An 18,237-nucleotide genomic window follows, 5' to 3' on the forward strand; every position below is an offset into this window, starting at 1 on the left:
AATCCGGCCGCACCTCGGCGACCATCCGCACCGCTCGGCGGCGCAGCTCGGCGGGGTAGGGAGACTTACCAGGCATGGACTCGATCCTCTCAAGAGATCAAGTCTCCACCGAACCCGGGGCGATTCACGCAGGCCGGCAGGGTGTCTGCTTGCGAGCACAGGAAGTCGGCCCATGTGCTGGACGCCCGCTGGGGTGCCGGATCAAGGCCTTCCTGCTTGAGGGTCTCCCAGACCGTGGACGGCGCGACCTTGATGCCGAGCGTGGCGAGCTCTCCGTGCACCCGCCGGAAGTCCCAGCTCGGGTTCTCCTGGACCGGGCGCAGAATGAGAGCGCGGATGGAGGGGACCGTGGGCGGGCGCCTAGGCTGCTTCGGTCTGCAGGTACGGGCATGGCGCCGTCGCATTAGATTGCGGTGCCAGCGCAGGACGGTATCCGGCCGAATGAGGAGCTGTAGCCGGCGCAAGGCCTCGCCGGGCAGCGAGGCTAGCAGGGCGGCGAGAAAGGCCCCGGTCTTCAGGTGCGAATCTGACTCTGATGTCGGCGCCGAGTTGCTGTTCAAGGATGATGATCTGGTGGCGCAAGGCAAGTATCGCCACGGCCTTGTCCCGATTGCCCATGGGCAGCAACCGCTGTGCAGCGAAGGCGTTCGTGATGGCGAGGTAGGTCAGGCGAAGGAGCACGACTGATCATCCTGCCGCACGCGTTTCCGTCTCCCGGTGACGGGAGCTGCGCCGAGATCAGGGTGCACGAAGGTAGCGTCAAACAGGTCGAGGTTTTCTGGACGGGCTGTGTGAGAACTCCCATCATCGGAAGACCCTTTGACCCTTACCCGGCGATCGATGCGCCGATAGCTTCACCCTAAATCCGGAAGAGCCGTGAAACTACCAGGAGCACTTGAAGGCCATCGCCTATCTAGCACGAAGGTGATCCCGGAGTACGCGAGATAGGAGCCGGATTCGACGGTGGGTGGATTCGTTGTTGAGGTGGGAGCGGATGAAGGCCGTCGCGCTCAGTGAGGTGATCTCAGCGAAATAGTTCGGGCGATTGGGATTTTCGGGACGCCGCCGGTGGCGTTCCGGGCCTTTCGGGAGGAGTCGCCGAAGGCCGGAAACAGACGTAGAGCCCCCGGCAGAAGAGGTCTCACCACAAGAATCTCAACCGGCCGGAAGGTTCCACGTGATTGCCCATCGTGCCACGCTCGACGTCTCTCGCGCACTCGTTCAGTACGTCACGCGACTCCTGCACGACGAACGCCGACTGCGTGGCATCCCGCAAGGCAGCCGAGCCTTGAGCCCGTTCCGGCAGGCGGTCATGGTGGTGCGCTGGTTCCGCGGCGAACACGACATCCCCAAGCTCGGCCGTGACCATCGCATCTCTCGGGCTACCGCCTACCGCTACATTCACGAAGGCATCGGAGTTCTCGCAGCTCAAGCACCTGATCTGCACGAAGCCCTCGACCGCGCCCAAGCCGAAGGACTGGCGTATGTGATCCTGGACGGCACCCTGATCGGTATCGACCGCTGCGCCGAGCAGACCATCAGCGTCAAGGGCGAGGCCATCGACGCCTGGTACTCCGGCAAGGCCCACCAGCACGCCGGCAACCTCCAAGCCCTCTCGGCACCCAACGGCCTGCCGTTGTGGATCGCCGAGGTGACCCCCGGCTCCGTCCATGACCTCACCGCCGCCCGCGCACAGGTTCTCGGCGCGCTGTACGCCGCAGCCGCACACGGCCTGCCCACCCTCGCCGACAGCGGCTACGACGGCGCCGGAATCGGCATCCACACACCGATCAAGCAGCCCGAAGGAACCAGATTCTCAGCCGGGACAACCGCACCTACAACCGGCTCCTACGCGCCTTGCGTTGTCTCGGCGAACGCGGATTCGCCCTGCTCAAAGGCCGCTGGCGGACCCTCCAGCACATCACCGTCAGCCCCAGCAGAATCGGTGACATCGCCCGCGCAGCACTTGTCCTCACCCATTTCGAGCACGACCATCTACCGGCAATTCGCTGAGATCACGTCAATGAAATCACAAAGTCAGCTAAGCAGCCTTGTTGTATGAGGGAAGATTGGCACTGCTCGTTCATTATCTCTCAGTAGCCATGCGCGAGCGATAACTCCTGGATAAGAGGCAGAGATGTCGTTCATCATGGCAGCGGCCGCGGCTGTGTCGACGAACCAGAGGACCGGTTCTTTCGGATCCGGGGAACGTCTCGCATCTACGAGGAGGGCCACTTGTATGCCTAGCGCTTTAGCGCGCATCAACTGATTGCCTGACTTTTTTCTAATGGCTTCAGCGACGGGCCCAAGCGCCCCCTGCTCTGCCAGCCATGTAGAATCAGCTATCGAATAGGATAGCGTTAATGGGTTGCGGTAAGCGAACACCACCTGCCGATCTTCATTGCGAAAGTCATATATCTCAGTTGAAGTCCAATCATCATCTCCGTCGCCCCATAGTTCCCGACTTGAAACATTTCGGTTTAATGCTGCCGCAAGAAAAGCGATAGCTAGAACTTTCTTATAATAGCGTCTGCGAGTCTTATCTTTCTTATTCACCTGCGGGACGACTGTGACTACGAATCCGTCGGACGCATGTAGCTCGCGGACTTTCTCGAGGGCACAAAAGAGGCGCTCTTCGATCTCGCTCATTGCGGCCGGGAGGATTGCTGAATGCGGAAGTGGAAGGATCGTATGATCCACGTAGTAGTCCTGAAAGTCAATCCGTAGGTGACCGTCAACGGTGAGCCCGGGAGGGTATTTTTCCGGCTGTCCTTCTGGGCTTCCGATAAATTCCGCAGCGATTCCGGCATCGTTAAGCTCGCCGATAAGCGATTTAAAAGCCGAGCGCTCTCTAGGCGAGAGATTCGCTGCCGCATTAAGCTGGTCGGGTGAGGGCATCCTGATCCTCATTGAGTGCGACGTCGAGGGCGATCTGTTGGTGGGCGGATAGCCGGATGTCGTGCGGGCCAGGCCAGCCGGCGCGGTCCAAGGCACGGCTTAAGGTACTGGGCGCGGTGTCGGTGATGAGCGCATCCGGACCATGCCTCACAAGCACCGACACCTTAGCCATCGCATATCCCTCAAACTGCTATTCGTCCTCGAACTCCTCTTCTTCGCTCTGGGGAAGGTCCTCCGGTGGGGCGGACCGGCGGTACTCGGGGTGATCCAGGTCCATCTGCTTGGCGGCGTGTAGCGGGGCGGGGTAGCGGGAGCGGTCGGACCAGGCGATTGTCTGATGGCACAGGCGGGCGGTAGCGATGGCCAGGGCCTCGGCATCGATTTCCGGGCGGAGAACAAAGGGGTGAATCTCGGTGGCCGTCATCGTGTACCAGGGTGCCTTGAGCTCGTTCTTCCTGCGGTCGGCAGCCTTCTCTCCCGCCTCGCCGAGAGGGGCGTCCCATCGCGTTCTGGTGGACCCGAGACGGCCGCCGCCGCTTCCGTCGTAGTTCCGAGGCACGTTGAACAGCATCCAGGTTGGCGTTCCGAAGTCGGGGGACAGCTTGTAGAGCTTTGGCGAGGTGCGGGATTCCTTGCTGGTGCCGTCCTTGTTGACTTGGGTGATTGAGACGGGTTGTGGTACCTCGTCGCTCTTGATGTTGATCCGAATGATGGCGCTGGGACGCTTATGCACGTCGATGCTGGCGCCGGGTAGCCAGACTCGTTGCTCGCCGGCCGCTGGGTCACGGTCGAGGTTTTGATTCTGAAGCCCGGGCCAGATGCGGCGACAGGCGTTGCCGTCGATCATGACCGCGTATGGCTCCCCGTCAAGGTAGTCGGACAGCTCGGCGAGGGCTTGGTCGATGTCCTGTCCGGCTTCAGCCCACCGATCGGCTTCTTTCTTGCCGGTGCCTCGGCGGTGTTCTGGGTAACTGTGGGCGTGGAAGGTGTTATTTGCCTGCCGATAGGGCTGCCACTGTTGGTCGATCGAGGTCCAGCCGAGCATGGTCCAGGTGCCGCCGACTTCTGTGGGCGGAACTAGCGCGGAGGCGAGAATGATCCGCCTCGGTTCGTCGAACTTGCTTGTGATTCCCGCCTGCTTGCGCACGTGCACACCGCAGTAGGCGATGGGAGGGAGGCCACGTCCTTCGTCATCGGCTACGAGGGCACGTTCGATGCGCTGGTCGACGATGCCCAAAGCGCGATACAGATCGCACAGCGCCATGTAGGCCGGGTGGTCCTTGTCAGAGGGCTGGATGACCTTTCCCGGCTTGTTGAATTTGCCGCGTTCCTTGCCTACAAGGTATTGGGTGGTGACATCGATGCCTGAGAGAAAGCGCTTTGTCTGGAACTTTGCGTCGGCTTTTTCGATCCTCAGAGCTAGTGAAGAGGCTGTGTCCCCCTTCCTCTTTTCAGGCTTGTCGGGGTGCTCGGTTTCGCAGAACGCGGCGACCATGACTGAATCGTTTCCAGGGAGATGCTTGGCGAAGAGCTTGGCGTGCTCCCGCCGGTTATTGGTCTCGCCGTGTTCGAGGAATGCTGTGGCGTTGTAGAAGACCGCGCTGACGCGAGCGGAGAGAGGCGCTACCACGTCCTCCGCAGGGTCAAGCTTGCCAGGTTCGAGCGCGTACGCCTTCGCCAGGCAGTTGATCATGCGTAGTCGTGTCTCATCTCGATAGTAGAGGCACAGGATGCGAAGCTGCTCGAACCCTGCGGCGGTGATGGATTTGTGCACGTCGTCGACAGGCGGGAAGCCCAGGGTGTCGGTAGACAGTCCTGCTTGCTCGCGGCTTTCCTTTTCCTTCTTTCTGAGCGGGTCTGTCGGGCGGGTGGTGAAGCCCATCGTTACCTGTGGCATTTCCAGGTGGGTTGCCCGGCTGCCGAAGACGGTGTCGATGTGGGTGGCGAGAAGTCGTAGGTGGTGTATTCCGGCACCGTTCCCGACGGCGAATTGATAGTTCTTCGGCATGATCGGGCGAACAAGGCCAGGGGGTGGTGTGATGAAGTTCGGCTTCTCATCCTTTTCCTTGGCGGTCTTGACGGTTTGCCGCTCCGTGGCTGAGCGCTGCTCGATTTCGCGGAGGGGGGTGTCATCCATCTTGAGGGCACTGAGCACCTGGAGCGCGAGGCGGTTGACTGTACGCATGCCGCCTCCGCCGGTCAGAGACACTCGCAGGAGGGGCAGGCCGGGCTTGGGTTGTTCGACCAGCGCGGTCTTGGCGTAGACGAGGTTGCTGTAGATGCGGCAGACGTGCGAGTCGAGCAGAAGTACAGGGCTGGTGATGTTGGGCAGGGTCTTCATCGTCAGCGAGATGCGTGACAGAGCGTACTGGGCGTCGCGGGGAGTGGGGTGTTCCCGGTCGATGGTGTTATCGGTGTCGTTATAGAGGCGCCCGAATGGATGCTGCCAGGCAATGAGGTCGCCCGAACTGTCGGGCAGGTAGTCGATTTCGCGTGGCTTACCGGGCTCCCAGTCGATGGTGCGCACCTTGCCGTCCTTGCCTGGGCGCCGGACCGGTTGGAGCTCGTTGATGACGAGGGGGCGTTCGGCGAGTTGGCTAGCGAGGTCCCACGCGACGGTCTCATACACCCAGTTGGGCGTGACCGGCTGGCGGCCGGGCCGAGGTGTGAGGTACTCGGCCAGGAAGCGTTGTTTCTCGGAGGTGCCGGAGACACGCATGGCCAAGTCGGGTGGGGCGTCGGGCGCGATGTCGTCGATGGCCTTGCCGAGGGCGAATCCCTCGAGATAGGTGAACATCCGCCGGAGAATGCGGTCGGGGAGGGGCTCCTTGGAGGCCAGGAACCGGAAGTACTTGTCGAGGTGAACGTACCCGCCGGTGAGGACGCGCAGGGCCGTGGTGGCGATGCTATAAGGAATCTGCTCCGGTCCGCCGCGCCTGGTTTGTTTCTGGAGGGCAAACCAGGCATTGCGGGTGTCGTCGTCGAACTCTCTCAAGTAGACGGAGGAGTCCGCGACCAGTTCGGGGGTGCAGCGTAGGGCCAGGGTGTTTGCATGGGGAACGGGGGCGATCTCGCGGCTCAAGTCGTTGATCTTTCTGGTTTCGGGGGATGGATTCAGATCCTGTTGGGGTCGATGCCGGCGTAGGACAGGAACGCGCCCAAGGCCTCGCCGTATAGGTCGTTCATGCGCTGCTGCACCTCGGGCGGCCAGCGAGAGTGGATGCGTTTGATGATGGTCATCAGGTCTGAGCTCCAGGTCTCGTCTTGGAAGGCGTAGTCGACCAGGTGCAGGTTCATATCGGTGCCGCCGCGTCGGGCGCGTCCAGCGAGTTGGATCAGGTCGACGAGCATCCCGGCGATTACCTGTTCCTGGAGGGTGTGCGTCATCGCGGAGAATTGGGTGGGGGAGCGGAGGACGAGGCCGAGCTGCTGCCATGCCTCTTCGCCGGCGACTCTGAGGGCCTCGACGGGATCGGCGGATCCGCCTGAGGGAAGTGCGCTGATGCCGGCGGCGTTGATGCTTCCGTACATCCAGGCGGGTTCGTCGATAGTCAGCGGCGGCCGGGTGCATAGGTAGATCGACTGCACGGCAGAGCGAGTGGCGACCACGATGTTCAGGCCGCGGGCGATGACCGCCAGTGGTGCGATGAGGATGTCGCCAGATGCAGGGAAGTCCTCGAATTGCTCAGGTGTAACCGGTTGTGCCAGTGATGCGGGTGGCAGGTACTTGGCGTGGCGGTTGGGGTCATCGGAAGGGACTGCGACGCACACGCGGTGGTTGAAGCCTTTGGCTCGCGTCAAGCCGAGCGCGAGGTAGGCGCATTGCTCGTAGCTGTTGGCGGTCAGGATGACCCGGGCCCGGTCGGGGTCCTTACGGCGTAGTTTCTCGATCTTCTGGGCGATCTTCTCGTATAGTCGGGTGCCGAGCTCGACGAGCGCCGCGGACTTTCCTGCTGGGTGCGTACCGGAGATGCGGATGGCCTCACCCATCAGGGCGTGCCCCGGCCCATAGGTGATTTTGTGGGACTCGGCGACGATGGATCGAGCCTGCGCATCGGTCATCCACCAGGCGACCGGCGCGTGGACATGCTCACGGACGGCTTGCGGGAAGTAGGCAGTGGCCGACAGCCCTACCACGGGCCGTTCGATCCTGGCTGTCAGGAGGGCGACCAGGCCCCCGAGTTCGCTCACATAGGTGTGAGGATCACCAGAGATGTTCTGGGCCGACAGTTCCGCGTCCCTCTCCCGGTTGTCCAAGCCGGTGACGCGATACCCCGTGATGGCTCGACCGAGCATGCCTAGCGGCAGGACGGAGTTGACAGCCCTGGGATGAACGGCTTCGAGGAGGCTGTTAGCCGAAGACAGCCCAGAGTGCCGCAGCAGCTGTACGTGGTCGCGGAGCATGCTCAACGCCGCGTCGAGCTCCTTCAGGTAACCGCGGACAACGAGCAGATTGATCGCACGGCTGCGGCGCCGGGCATCGGGAACGATGTCGGTCAAGAAGTCATGCAGCTCCAGTTTCACCAGATCTAGGAAGTCGTTCCCGCGCGGTGCGGCCAGGGCATCGAGCGCCTGACGAACGTCGTCCCACGCGAGATCCGTTTCGAGGTCAGCCCCGGCGAACGGATTGGTAACGCCATAACGTGCAGGCAGGAGAGAATCGAGCTTGGCGTATAGATCGGATGGGATGTTCTCGCCCTCGGCGACCACGCCCGGGAATAGGAGCTCGATCAGTTCCCGGTCACGAGAGTGCGCCAGGCGCCATCCAGCATTGTGCTGCGTGCTGCGCCGGTTCATGGTCTGCTCATCGTCGGCGGTCGTGAGATGGAGCGCGCCTTGACAGATGCTCAAAAGCAGGAACTCGGCCATCAGGCGCACATGACTGACCGGGTTGACCAGGCTCGTCTCAACTCGGATGGGCAGCTTCTTGGCGTCGATGTCGAATTTTTGGGGTGCGGAGGTCCACGGGCGGCGCGAGTGCAGCACCACATGGGTGGCGCATTTGTCGATCACGGTGTGCTGGAACTGGTCGATCTCGTCGATGACGACCGCATGGCAGGTTCGCAAGCCGAACTCGCGGACGCTGACACCGCGGGTGGGACGACCGTCCAGGACCAAGCCGACCTGCAGGTTGCCGTCGACGAAGTTGTGGTGGTTGGTGACCACCACAGCGGCCCCACAGGCGGCATAGACGGGTGCGTACTTGTCGCAGGTAGGGAGCCAGGGACACGCGAAGTACCCATTGTCACGCTCCAGGCTGAAGCAGTTTTCCTGACCCGCGGGGTAAGTACCAGCGGTGTCTAGAAAACGTGGCTGGGCGCAGCTGTAGGCGAGGTTGTCAATGTCGCGTAGTCCGCGCTTGCCCCATTCGCCGGGCGCGTGCGGGTCTTCGCGGATGAGCGCGGCGTGTTTGCGCGCTCGCTCCTGTCGACGGTTGGGAGACATCAACGGCACACAGGAGGCTGGGTGCGACAACTCACCCTCCCGGTGCAGGAACTCCAGGTCAGCGGAAATTTCCCATGCGGTGGACAGGGTGGCTTTCACATCCGGAACGACCAGCATGATTCGTAGTCCTTGAACCGCGAACCAGGAAGCCAACACGCGGACCAGAACCGTCTTGCCAGTGCCGGTAGGGGCGTTGAGAATCTGTGTCTGTCCGGCTATGAGCCGAAGCACCTCAACGGCAGAGTCCGACTCGGCGCAGCGCAAGGCATTGAACAGCCGGGAGAGCGTGCCATACAGGTACCGGTCCGCTTCGCGCTCATAGCGGCGTTGGATGAGTTCTGAAAGGTCCAGCAGCTCCTTCACCGTGGGGCCGATCTCCGGCGTGTAGGACGCGGTGCTAACCGTCGGCAGCACGGAATGGTCTGGCGCCGCTGCAAAGTCGGGGTAGGTGGGGATGGTGAGCTTGCCGTGAACCCAGCCCTCACCAGTGACGTAGACCTTCCGGGTCTGCCATACCCCTGGGCCAGCGAAGTCCGGGGGCTGAGGACGAGTGCTGGGCCGACGGAATCGCGCAGTTATCCTGTCCACGTAGTCGAGGAGATCACCGCCGACATGAGGACGGGCGGCGTCCGCCCGGGACGGAACGCGCCCGGCCAAGACGAACGGCCGCACTACCGCCCTATTGGCTTCGCTCGCGTCATCACCAACGTCGTCAAGCGCTCCCAACAGAGCCTTGGCCGCGACCGCGAACGCTTTCGCGTCTGCCAGTTCTGCCGGTGCCAGCGACATCACGTCCGCTATACGGCGGCGCTCTTCAAAGCTGAGGTCCTGCCACCTCTCCCATGCCTGCGGTTTGCGGGTGGCGAAGAACGAGGCCTCGTGGAACGGGGCGAGTACCTGGCCATCTTCGTCGTGGCGGGGAAAGTAGTGTCCGGCCAACGCGAGAGCGGCATAAATGAAGACGTGTCGGGCTGGGATCTCACTCATATCCACTCGACTCCCACCTTGGTGCATACTGTCTCCGCGAAGTCCGTGGCGGTGAGGGCTTGCATCTTGTACTTCTTGCAAATCGCGTTCAGCAGCGATATCTGCTCTACTCTGTGATCGGGGACGACCAGGTAGGTGGCACCGCCGCGGTCGCCGGCGGCCTGATGGATCGTCTTGCCCAACGTGTGGACGTGCGTGTAGTCCTTTAGATCGGCCTTGAACTGCATTTTCTCGCCACCCGGTCTAGGGACTGTCACCAAGTGGTCATATGCGTCACTCATGGGCCACAGCCGCACCTCTGCTCCGGTGCCGTCCAGGCGGCGCTTCAACTCCCGGTGTAGCCGCAGTTCGGCCAGCCCAGGCACAGTTGTGTAGCGCCACACGCCCCGTGTAAGCGCGCGGCAGCCGTCGGAAGACCGTGCTTGTGGTGGCTCGTCGGGCACGGTCAGATGCAGGGGCGCCTCCCGTGGCGTGGGCCGGATGACTTCGGCGAACGGCTGCAGCGTTGGAGGACCTCCGTCGGTCGGCCGGAAGTAGTACGCGGCTCCTGTCTCCGCGTGCCTGGGGTAGAAGCATTCGGCCTTGCCGTAGTCCCTGCCGCTCGACCGGTACTCGGTCACCTTCATGGGCCAGCGGCACACTGGGCACGGGAACCACCAGCCGCGGTACAGGGACTGGTAGGAGATGTCGGTATAGAAACCGACCGCTTTGAGCGGAAGCCCGAGGTCGCTCAACTCCTCGGTGTTTCCGGCGGGATATTCGATGAGGTTCATGCGGTCGCGGACGTACTGTTCGGGTCCCCGCCCTGAGATCGCTTCGAAAACCTCCTGCTGAGCGAGATGGTTGCGCAGTTGGTCGGCACTGACACGTCCGCCAGAGAAGTCCCGCAGACGCTTGATCATGTTCAGTAGTTCGGCGTTCTCCCACCGCAAGTCAAAGGCGTCCTCGGTGACATAACCATCAGCATCGAGGATCCGCACCCCCTCCAGCCCGTCCATGGAAATCCACGAGGGGAGCATGTCGCGGATCGGACCTCGCAACTTCGCCCGGAACTCGCGGAAAGGCAGACGGGTCTGAGGGCCGAGGGCGGCGCGCACATCCCCATGACACTCCGTGAGCGTCGTCAGGCGCTCCTCAGGAGCAAGATCTGGAGCGGTCAGAGCCTCCCCAGCAAGGAGAAAAGCAGTGTTAAGCAGGGACAGTGCCTCAGCCTCAGCGAAATCGACGTCCTCATCGGACGGTGCGGATGCCATGGACCAGCAGAGTAAGGCATCGCACCGACAGAACTTGGCCGCAGTCCGGTAAGCCTACGTATTAGTCGGTATATGGCTGGCCGATATTCCCTGACCTAAATTCTGCTTCTGGATAGATTGCCCGGTATTGCTGTCCGTATTCGAGAACGTGACGTTGCCCGAGCTTGGTAAGGCGCCAGCGGTACTCCAGCACGTGAGTACCGTCCTCGCTCATGATCGGCAGCGATTCGATGAAGCCACGGCTGGCGTGGGCATCAGGCGCAGGCTTGTATCCCACAGCCAGATAGAACGGCGCCTTGCCAGCCAGAGAATTCTCGCCCAGGCCGTCCGGTCCGGCGTCGATGATGCGCACGACCGTTCGCCACAGCCACTCCGATAGCAAGTGTTCGGGCGGGCCAGGATCGCGCGGTTCGTCGAGACCCGCACGAGCAGTTGCTCGTCCAGCCTTCGTGAGCTCCACCAGGATCCGCGGAATCGCCCCGAGCCCTGGTACTTCGACCTCGTCCTCGCTCACCGTTATCAGTCCGGCGCGAGCCAGCGCATGCAAGGTTGCTCCCGCGCCGGGGTCGTGAACCCCCCGCGCTCGGATACGTTCCTGTATCCGCGTGTACCCAACGAGGTCCGGCGCGGCCCGGAGAGAAAAGGGCAACTTACGCCACTGCGATGTAGGAAGAACCGGTATCCGGTGAGCGCGACGCATCCACATCTCCACCTCGGTCATACGATCATCTCGCATGATCTCGCCCAGATAGATGCGCTGTCGCTGGTTGAGTTCCTTCCAGCGTTGTATCGAGGCCATGCTCGGTCGGTTGCGATGAGGTTCGGGCATCGCCGGCGCCTGGTCACCAGGCCGGGAGCGAAGCCAGGCGTCAAGAACCATGCGGCATGGCACCTTGTACAACTCCGCGAGCCGTCGAACGAGTCGGCCTGTACTCTGTGGGTCGCGCCATCGCCAACCACGTACCAGCCGGCCACGCTCCAGGTCACGGAGCTTGGTTGCGCTGACGTATAGTTCCTTCCCAACCGCGTCCTGACGCAGCTCCGCGGAGACTCGCTCAGTGGACAGACCGGCAGCGAAACGAAGATCGGCAAGTGTCTCCGTGCCCGGCTGCCGCCCCGTCAATGCAGCGATTGGGCAGCCCAAAGCCCGGGCCAATCGCTCCAGATTCCGCGCCTCCGGGGTGTGCCGTCCTTCCTCCCAATAGCCGATCAAGCGAGGGCTCGTGCCTATCTTCTCGGCCAACTGAGCGACATCCAGCCCGGCCTGGTTCCGGAGAGCTTTGATCCGGGCGGGGTCGACCAACAGCAGACGATGCGGCATGCCATCAGCAGAACGCAATGAAGTCTTCATCGCAACTCTTGAGCGCCGATGTGGCTGGCATATGTCGCCGGCCAGCTTCATGGGACCAGCCCGGAGGAGTTTCTGACATGAGCATGCACCCTGGCAAGCGACAAGGGTGCAGGCGGATGTGCGTGACCGTGTATGGAACACCAGGTTGGAGCCTGATCGACTCAGGTGCCGCGAAGTATGGCGCGGATGCACGACGTGGAGCCTTCCACGAGCAGCAAGTGGCCAAGGCACTCGAGCAGTGGCTGGCGACCAGCCCCGACCACTTCCACCTCTTTCACGACCTAGAGGGTTTCCTCAGGTGCGCGGAGGCGGCCTGGGCCCGCTCAGCCTGGGCACCTCCAACATCGACCACCTGGTACTGACCGGCGACACCTGGCTCATCATTGACGCGAAGGGATGCCGCGCGGGAACGCTGGGGCTCAACCCCAAGGGCAAGGGCGTCCTCGTCAAGACAGACGGCATCCTGGTGCCGCAGAAGTGGCTCGATGATGGGCGCGCCTACTCCCGCAGCGGCGTTATCTACCGCCTTACCGATGCGATGCAGGGTCTAACAGCATGGATCGTGCCCGACAGCACGCTGCTCCATCCCAGCGTGCAGCAGACCACCTGCCGCAAGAGGGGTGGCGACGTGTTGTCCATGCGAGCGATCGTCGACGGCTACTTCGACCAACATTTTTTCGCCACCACAGGCCCCCGCCGATGCGGGCCACATCGACAAGCTGTCAGCCCACCTGAGCCCGCTCCATCAGTAAGGCTGATGGTGCGTGCTCGCTAGAACAGTCAGCCGTGCTGGGCCGGTGGACCAGGGCCTGGCTCTCGCAACGGCCTACCGGGGCAAGAGCACGGTTACGTGCGCTACTGACATGTCGTGTCGCGAAGCACGTGTCGACCCCTGTCGCTCAACACGGACTTCCTGTCGGCACTCGTCCGGCAGCAGACCACGACGGCCGCCATGAGTTACCGTCGAAGGGTGGCCAAGCCTCGCAGCCGTAAATCTCGGCCCAGTTCGGGCCGTGCGATCAGCCGCTCGGGTGACCCTCGGCGCCGGGTCATGGCCGAGCGCGTGGCCGAAGAGACCGACCCGGTGTATCGCGCGGCCGCGCGCATCGGCGGGACGATCGCCTACCGTTCCCCAGCTGATCCGATGCAGGTTCCCGCCGTACTGCCGCTCTTCCTCGACGTCATCGCCGCCGAGTAGCTGCTGCCCGCCGAGCGCTGCCTGGACGACTGCATGACCCTTGCCCACGCCTACGCCCAGCTGGGCATCCCCGCTCAGGTCCGCGCGGTGGACCTCGCTATCACCAACGTCTCGGACATGACCGTCATCAGCCGCGGCACCCTGACCCCACGCTGGGAAGACAGTATGATCCACGGGCACACCATCGTCTGGCTGCCGACCCTGGACCACCTGATCGACGTCACCGCCGAGCAGTTTCCCGAGATCGCCGCCCTAGATGAGGGGCCGGTCGTCGCCGGCCGCGCTGGTCCCCAAGCCGCGCAGGACCCAGCGGAACGCGTCCACTTCAAGCGCAAGCACCTGCGCATGACGTACACGCTGGCACCGTTGGAGACCACCGTCGCCTTGCTGGACCATCCGGTGCCCCGTGCCTCGATGTCCGACTACCGCCGGCGCGGCGTCAACGTCGCCACGGCGGCCGTGGCCATCCTGGCCGATTCGCTGCCGCGGATGCGCCTCCCACAGGTGCCGCACAGGCGGGCAGCCGCGTTGATCGAAGCCGTGCGCGACTTACCTGAGCACCCTCACGCTGAAGGCCGACGCTTCCTGCGGTGTCGGTGGCGGATCGGCGGCATCGGAGTGCATACGGGCCGTGACGCCGAGGGCATCCCGACCCCGCGTTTTTGTTCCAACGCGGCGCCGGTCCGCTGTACGACATGGGCCCCTACTATCTGACCGCACTGGCCACGCTCTTTGGCCCGGCGGAGTCGGTCGCGGCGCTGGGACGTCGCAGCCGCGACAGGCGTGTCATTGGCGCCGGGCCCCGGGCTGGGACCTCGTTCGACGTCGAGGTGCCGACCCACGTCGCCGCGCTGATCAACTACGCGGCCGGCCAGGCGGCCACCCTCCTGATGAGCTTTGACTCACCGCTGCGGCGCGGCGGCTTCGTCGAGATCACCGGAACCGAGGCGACACTCGCCACGCCCGACCCCAACCGCTTCGACGGCGACGTACGCGTGCAGAGCGCGGACGCCGATGACTGGGCGGTCATCCCCGCCACTGGAGCGGACGAGGGCCGCGGCCTCGGCGTCCTGGATCTGGCTTGGGCGATCCGCACTGGCGGTCGGCCGCGCGCATCGGGGGAGCTGGCGCTGCATGTCCTCGATGTCATGGAGGCGATCACGGTGTCTGCCGACACAGGGAGCTTCGTGCCGGTCCGGACCACCTTCACCCTCCCCGACGTGCTGGTGGCGGAGTGGGATCCGCTGGCCCGCACTGTCTGAGCAGGAGGAAATAGACCAGTGTCGCTCAAGGCAGTAATACCGGTCCTCGGCGTTGGCATGGCGGGCCATGCGTTCATGAGCGCCGCTCACTCACAGGCCTGGCGTACGGCGACGCACGCCTTCGACCTGCCGTTGCGGCCCGATCTTGGTCGCCCTATACGGCCGCGACGCGGCCCGCGGCCGGCCGCCTGGGCTGGCAATCCACCGAGACGGACTGGCCGGTCCTGATCAGCCGGGACGACATCGACCTCATCGACGTGTGAACACCGGGGGACTCGCACGCTGGGATCGCGGTTGTTGGACGGTGACCTGTGCCGGGGCGCCGGAGGGACCGTTGGGCGTGCGAGCACGTGCCGGGCACGGTGGTGTCATCTCTACCTAGTGCCAGCGTGGTCTGGAGCGCGAAATCATTTTGCGCGGCCACGATGCAATGATCAATGGGGTGTCCGCTTCTAATCCGACGGTCGCAGGTTCGAATCCTGCAGGGCGCGCTTTGTGATGTCTCAGGACATCGGAAACCCTCGAACCTACGGGTTCGGGGGTTTCGTCTTGTTGGGGTTTGCCTGGGGTTGGTAGTCGCGGGTGGGGTCGAGGATCAGCTCGCGCAGGAGTTCTCCGGTGATCGCGTTGACGACGCGGACGTGCAGGTCATCGACGAGCAGGAGGACGTGGGTTCGGGCGTGGGTTCGCCCGATGCCGATGTGGTGCAGCCGGCCGTTCAGGCGCAGGGTGACCACTCCGGAGGGGTCGATGCGGTCGTGGCGTACGCGGGCGTGGGTGTCGGCGTCGCGGCTGGCGGCGGGCAGGGCCTTGGGCGAGGCGGCGTAGGCCGCTGCCGGGGTGGCGCGGTGCGGCAGGGATCGGTGCGGGCGGTGGTGGTTGTAGGCATCGACGAAGCGGTCGATGAGCGCCTGTAGGGTGGCGGGCTGGTCGGGCTGGGCGCGCAGCCAGTTCTTCATGGTCTGCTGGAAGCGCTCGACCTTGCCGCAGGTGGTGGGGTGGTTGGGGGTGGAGTTCTTCTGCCGCACGTGCAGGCGGCGTAGTTCGTGTTCGAAGGCGTTGCGGCCGCCGCGGCCGCCGGCCAGGCGGGTGGTGAAGACCATGCCGTTGTCGGTCAGGGTGGAGGCTGGGACGCCGTGGGCGGCGACCGCGGTGCGGAAGGTGTCGCGCGCGATCGGCCCGGTGACGCGGGCGTGCGCGGTCACCGACAGGGCGTAGCGGGAGTGGTCGTCCAGCCAGGACAGGATCTCGGCGTCGGTGCCGTCGGTCAGCCGGTAGTGGGTGAAGTCGGCCTGCCAGGTCTCGTTCGGCTGTGCTGCCTGAAAGCGGATGTAGGAGGAGCGGGGCCGCTTCTTCGGCTCCGGTGTCACCAGGCCATGCCGCATCAGATAGCGGCTGACCGTGGCCCGCGACACCGTCCGCCCGTGGTGCTGAGCAAGGTGCCAGGCGATCGTGTCCGGGCCGGCATCCAGCCCTTGCTCGGTCAGCTCCTTGCGCAGCCGGACGATCAACTCGACCGTGTCGGCGTCGATCGCGTTCGGCGAGGTGCGCGGCCGTCGCGAACGGGGCTCGAACGCCGCCTCGCCCTCGGCACGGTAGCGGGCCACCAGCTTCGACACCCAGCCCTTGGACACCCCGTAGGCGCGGGCGACCTCTGCCTGAGACCGGCCCTCGACGACAACAGCGGTGATGACAACTCTGGCCTTGGACACACAGCCAAGGCTCATGATCGCGGTGGTTGCCTATGTCCCGAGACACGCTCTGCCGAGGTTTCCTATGTCCTGCGACATGGGTTTCCTATGTCCTGAACCAGCACACTGCAGGGCGCGCTTCTCCACCTGCGGAAAGTCACGCCGCGGTCGCGGCCGACGGCGGCATGGGGCAAATATGAGGCAAAGCTGAGTCAGCCGCCGAGCTGCCGCCCCAGCGCGGACGCGGCGCTGAGCACCAGCCGGGCGGTCTCCCGGGCGGCTTGGTGGGCCACCTCCGGCAGCACCGAGACGTAGGTGTCGGCGGTCAGCACGATGCTGGCATGCCCCAGCATCGCCTGCACCACCTTCAGGTCGGTGCGCGCGGCCAGCGCCAGCGTGGCGGCGCCATGTCGTAGATCGTGCAGCCGGATCGGCGGCTGTCCTGAGGCGGCCACCAGCCGGCGGAACCGGCCGGTGAGGTAGTCCGGCCGCAGCGGCGCGCCGTCCGCGGTGGTGAACACGTATCCCGACTCCCGCCAGCGTGTGCCCGCCGTCGCGCTCAGCTGCTCTTGCCGCTCGCGGTGCCGTCTCAGCACCCGTACGGTCTCCGCGTCCAGGGCCACGGACCGGCAGCTGGCGGCGCTCTTCGGCGGCCCGACCACGACCTGGCCGTCGGCGTGCACCCGCTGCTGCGCCACCGTCAGCTCCGCGGCCTGCACGTCGACGTCCGTCCAGCGCAGCCCGGCCAGCTCACCGCGGCGCAGGCCGCGCAGGGCGGCCAGCCACCACGCGGCATACAGGCGGTCTTGCGCGACGCCGGCCAGGAAGGCCGCGAGCTGTTGTTCGGTCCAGACCGCCACCGCCGGACGTTCTCCCGATTGCTGCCATCGGGCGGTCCGCCCGGCGGTCCAGACGACCGGATGCGGTCGCCGGGGGTGGGGGAGTTCGGCTCCGTTGGCCGGGTTGACCGGGATCAGCCGGGCGCGGACCGCGGCGTTCAGTGCGGTGCGCAAGGTGGCGTGGATCCGCACCACCGTCGCGGGCGACAACCGGCGGCCGGTCGGCGAGGGACGAGACGCCAGCGTCGCGAGCAGTCCGTTGACATGGCGCGAGGTGAGTTGGTGGAGCAGGATCCGTCCCAGCTGCGGGATGAGGTAGAGGCGGATGTGCGTGGCGTACCCCTGCCGGGTCGACGGCCGCAGGGCGTCCTTGGCGGACAGCCAGCGTGCCAGCCACTGTCCGAGCGTGCATCTGACCCCTACGCCATCGTGGTCGGCAGCGGCCAGGGCACGGCCTGCCGCTTGCGCTTCCTCGGGGTCGGCGTAACCGCCCTGGCGGATGCGCTGCCGCTGCCCGTCCAGGCCGCGTACCTGGACCGCGAAATGCCAGCTGCCGTGATCGTCATCTACCGGCAGACGCGGACACGTCATCCCTCGCTGACGTCCTGTTTCCGCATCCACGCAGCCGCATCGCCTGCTGACGTGCACACGAGTCTTTGCCATTGGTCGCACCTCCACCCTTCACGGTGGGCGACGACAGACGTGCCAGCTAGGGCTTGCATTGGATCGGGCGATGACCTGAGGTCAAGTGTTGGGAGTGCGGGGGGAACTCAGAGTGAGCCGGGTCAGCTCGCCGTACAGATCGACAGCCTGCTGAGAGGCATTAGGGCGTTCTGGTGCTGGCGGGTGTTGCGCAGGCGGTTCGCCCCGGGTGAGATGGAGCGCGGCTCGTCGCGCCGAATCTTGAGTGGTGGCCAGGCGGTGGGCAGGCTTCGATGGCCTCCAGAATGACGGGTTCGACGTCGGGCAGGGCGGTCAGGGCTCAGCGCTACCGGCGTTTCAGCATGAGCTGGAGGTGGGCACCTCAGCCAACAGACGCTGGGTGACGGCGTCCACTATCGACAAGATCACGGAACATGGTCCCAGGTGGCCCGGACCAGCCATTCGGCGCCCCAGAGCCCTTCCTTCCACCGGGCGAAGGGCTCTGCGTCTGCTGTACTCGAGTTCTTGAGCCCCTCAACGTCCTTGAACCCTTTTCAGGCTCCGCGGCGAGAGGCCTAGTCACAGCATGATCGCGATGCCGGTGTTCAACCGATGACGTAAAGAAGCTCCTGGTAGACGGGTTGATCACCACAATCCACACCGTCGCCACC

The 18,237-nt window shown here is 64.5% G+C and carries 12 protein-coding genes and 1 pseudogene; 6 read left to right on the forward strand and 7 right to left on the reverse strand.

Features of this window, described 5'->3' with window-relative positions:
• Positions 1 to 549: 549 nt before the first annotated feature.
• Together E1292_RS51830 and E1292_RS43000 are read left to right on the forward strand one after the other, a co-directional pair.
• Positions 550 to 687, forward strand: a complete 138-nt coding sequence (locus tag E1292_RS51830; protein ID WP_165975031.1) for a hypothetical protein — start codon at positions 550 to 552, stop codon at positions 685 to 687.
• 490 nt (positions 688 to 1,177) lie between these two features.
• Positions 1,178 to 2,013, forward strand: a pseudogene (locus E1292_RS43000) (transposase family protein).
• Positions 2,014 to 2,037: 24 nt separating this feature from the next.
• On the opposite strand, the gene E1292_RS43005 reads toward E1292_RS43000, so the two are convergent.
• The 5 genes from E1292_RS43005 to E1292_RS43025 form a co-directional block, all read right to left on the reverse strand.
• Positions 2,038 to 2,898, reverse strand: a complete 861-nt coding sequence (locus E1292_RS43005) for a hypothetical protein (protein WP_132605273.1) — start codon at positions 2,896 to 2,898, stop codon at positions 2,038 to 2,040.
• A 190-nt stretch (positions 2,899 to 3,088) separates the two neighbouring features.
• Positions 3,089 to 5,980 carry an RNaseH domain-containing protein gene (locus E1292_RS51835; RefSeq protein WP_165975032.1) on the reverse strand — a complete coding sequence of 964 codons (2,892 nt, stop codon included), beginning with the start codon at positions 5,978 to 5,980 and terminating at the stop codon, positions 3,089 to 3,091.
• Between the two features lie 32 nt (positions 5,981 to 6,012).
• Positions 6,013 to 9,330: a DEAD/DEAH box helicase family protein gene (locus tag E1292_RS43015; RefSeq protein ID WP_132605275.1), complete on the reverse strand. Its 3,318-nt coding sequence runs from the start codon at positions 9,328 to 9,330 to the stop codon at positions 6,013 to 6,015.
• Positions 9,327 to 10,583, reverse strand: coding sequence for a restriction endonuclease-related protein (locus E1292_RS43020; protein WP_132605277.1), 1,257 nt, complete (start codon positions 10,581 to 10,583; stop codon positions 9,327 to 9,329). The genes E1292_RS43015 and E1292_RS43020 overlap by 4 nt, the downstream gene beginning before the upstream one ends.
• A 61-nt stretch (positions 10,584 to 10,644) precedes the next feature.
• Positions 10,645 to 11,934, reverse strand: a complete 1,290-nt coding sequence (locus E1292_RS43025; RefSeq protein WP_165975033.1) for a helix-turn-helix domain-containing protein — start codon at positions 11,932 to 11,934, stop codon at positions 10,645 to 10,647.
• 298 nt (positions 11,935 to 12,232) lie between these two features.
• On the opposite strand from E1292_RS43025, the gene E1292_RS43030 reads away from it, so the two are divergent.
• From E1292_RS43030 to E1292_RS43040, 4 genes are all read left to right on the forward strand, one after another.
• On the forward strand, positions 12,233 to 12,709 hold the full coding sequence (locus E1292_RS43030; RefSeq protein ID WP_132605281.1) for a hypothetical protein: 477 nt from the start codon (positions 12,233 to 12,235) through the stop codon (positions 12,707 to 12,709).
• Between the two features lie 276 nt (positions 12,710 to 12,985).
• Positions 12,986 to 13,132 (forward strand): hypothetical protein, encoded by a 147-nt coding sequence (locus E1292_RS51840; protein WP_165975034.1) that lies wholly within the window; start codon positions 12,986 to 12,988, stop codon positions 13,130 to 13,132.
• A gap of 33 nt (positions 13,133 to 13,165) precedes the next feature.
• Positions 13,166 to 13,846 carry a hypothetical protein gene (locus tag E1292_RS43035; protein ID WP_132605283.1) on the forward strand — a complete coding sequence of 227 codons (681 nt, stop codon included), beginning with the start codon at positions 13,166 to 13,168 and terminating at the stop codon, positions 13,844 to 13,846.
• On the forward strand, positions 13,828 to 14,394 hold the full coding sequence (locus tag E1292_RS43040; protein ID WP_132605285.1) for a Gfo/Idh/MocA family protein: 567 nt from the start codon (positions 13,828 to 13,830) through the stop codon (positions 14,392 to 14,394). Before E1292_RS43035 ends, E1292_RS43040 begins: the two co-directional genes overlap by 19 nt.
• Positions 14,395 to 14,921: 527 nt before the next feature.
• Here E1292_RS43040 and E1292_RS43045 read toward each other — a convergent pair.
• A complete protein-coding gene (locus E1292_RS43045; RefSeq protein ID WP_132605287.1) occupies positions 14,922 to 16,106 on the reverse strand; it encodes an IS481 family transposase in 1,185 nt (394 codons plus the stop codon).
• A 191-nt stretch (positions 16,107 to 16,297) separates the two neighbouring features.
• Entirely contained in the window at positions 16,298 to 17,515 is a 1,218-nt protein-coding gene (locus E1292_RS43050; protein ID WP_220447335.1) for a tyrosine-type recombinase/integrase, read from the reverse strand.
• Between the last annotated feature and the right edge of the window lie 722 nt (positions 17,516 to 18,237).

It is taken from the genome of Nonomuraea deserti (assembly GCF_004348685.1).
Classification (GTDB): Bacteria; Actinomycetota; Actinomycetes; order Streptosporangiales; family Streptosporangiaceae; genus Nonomuraea; species Nonomuraea deserti.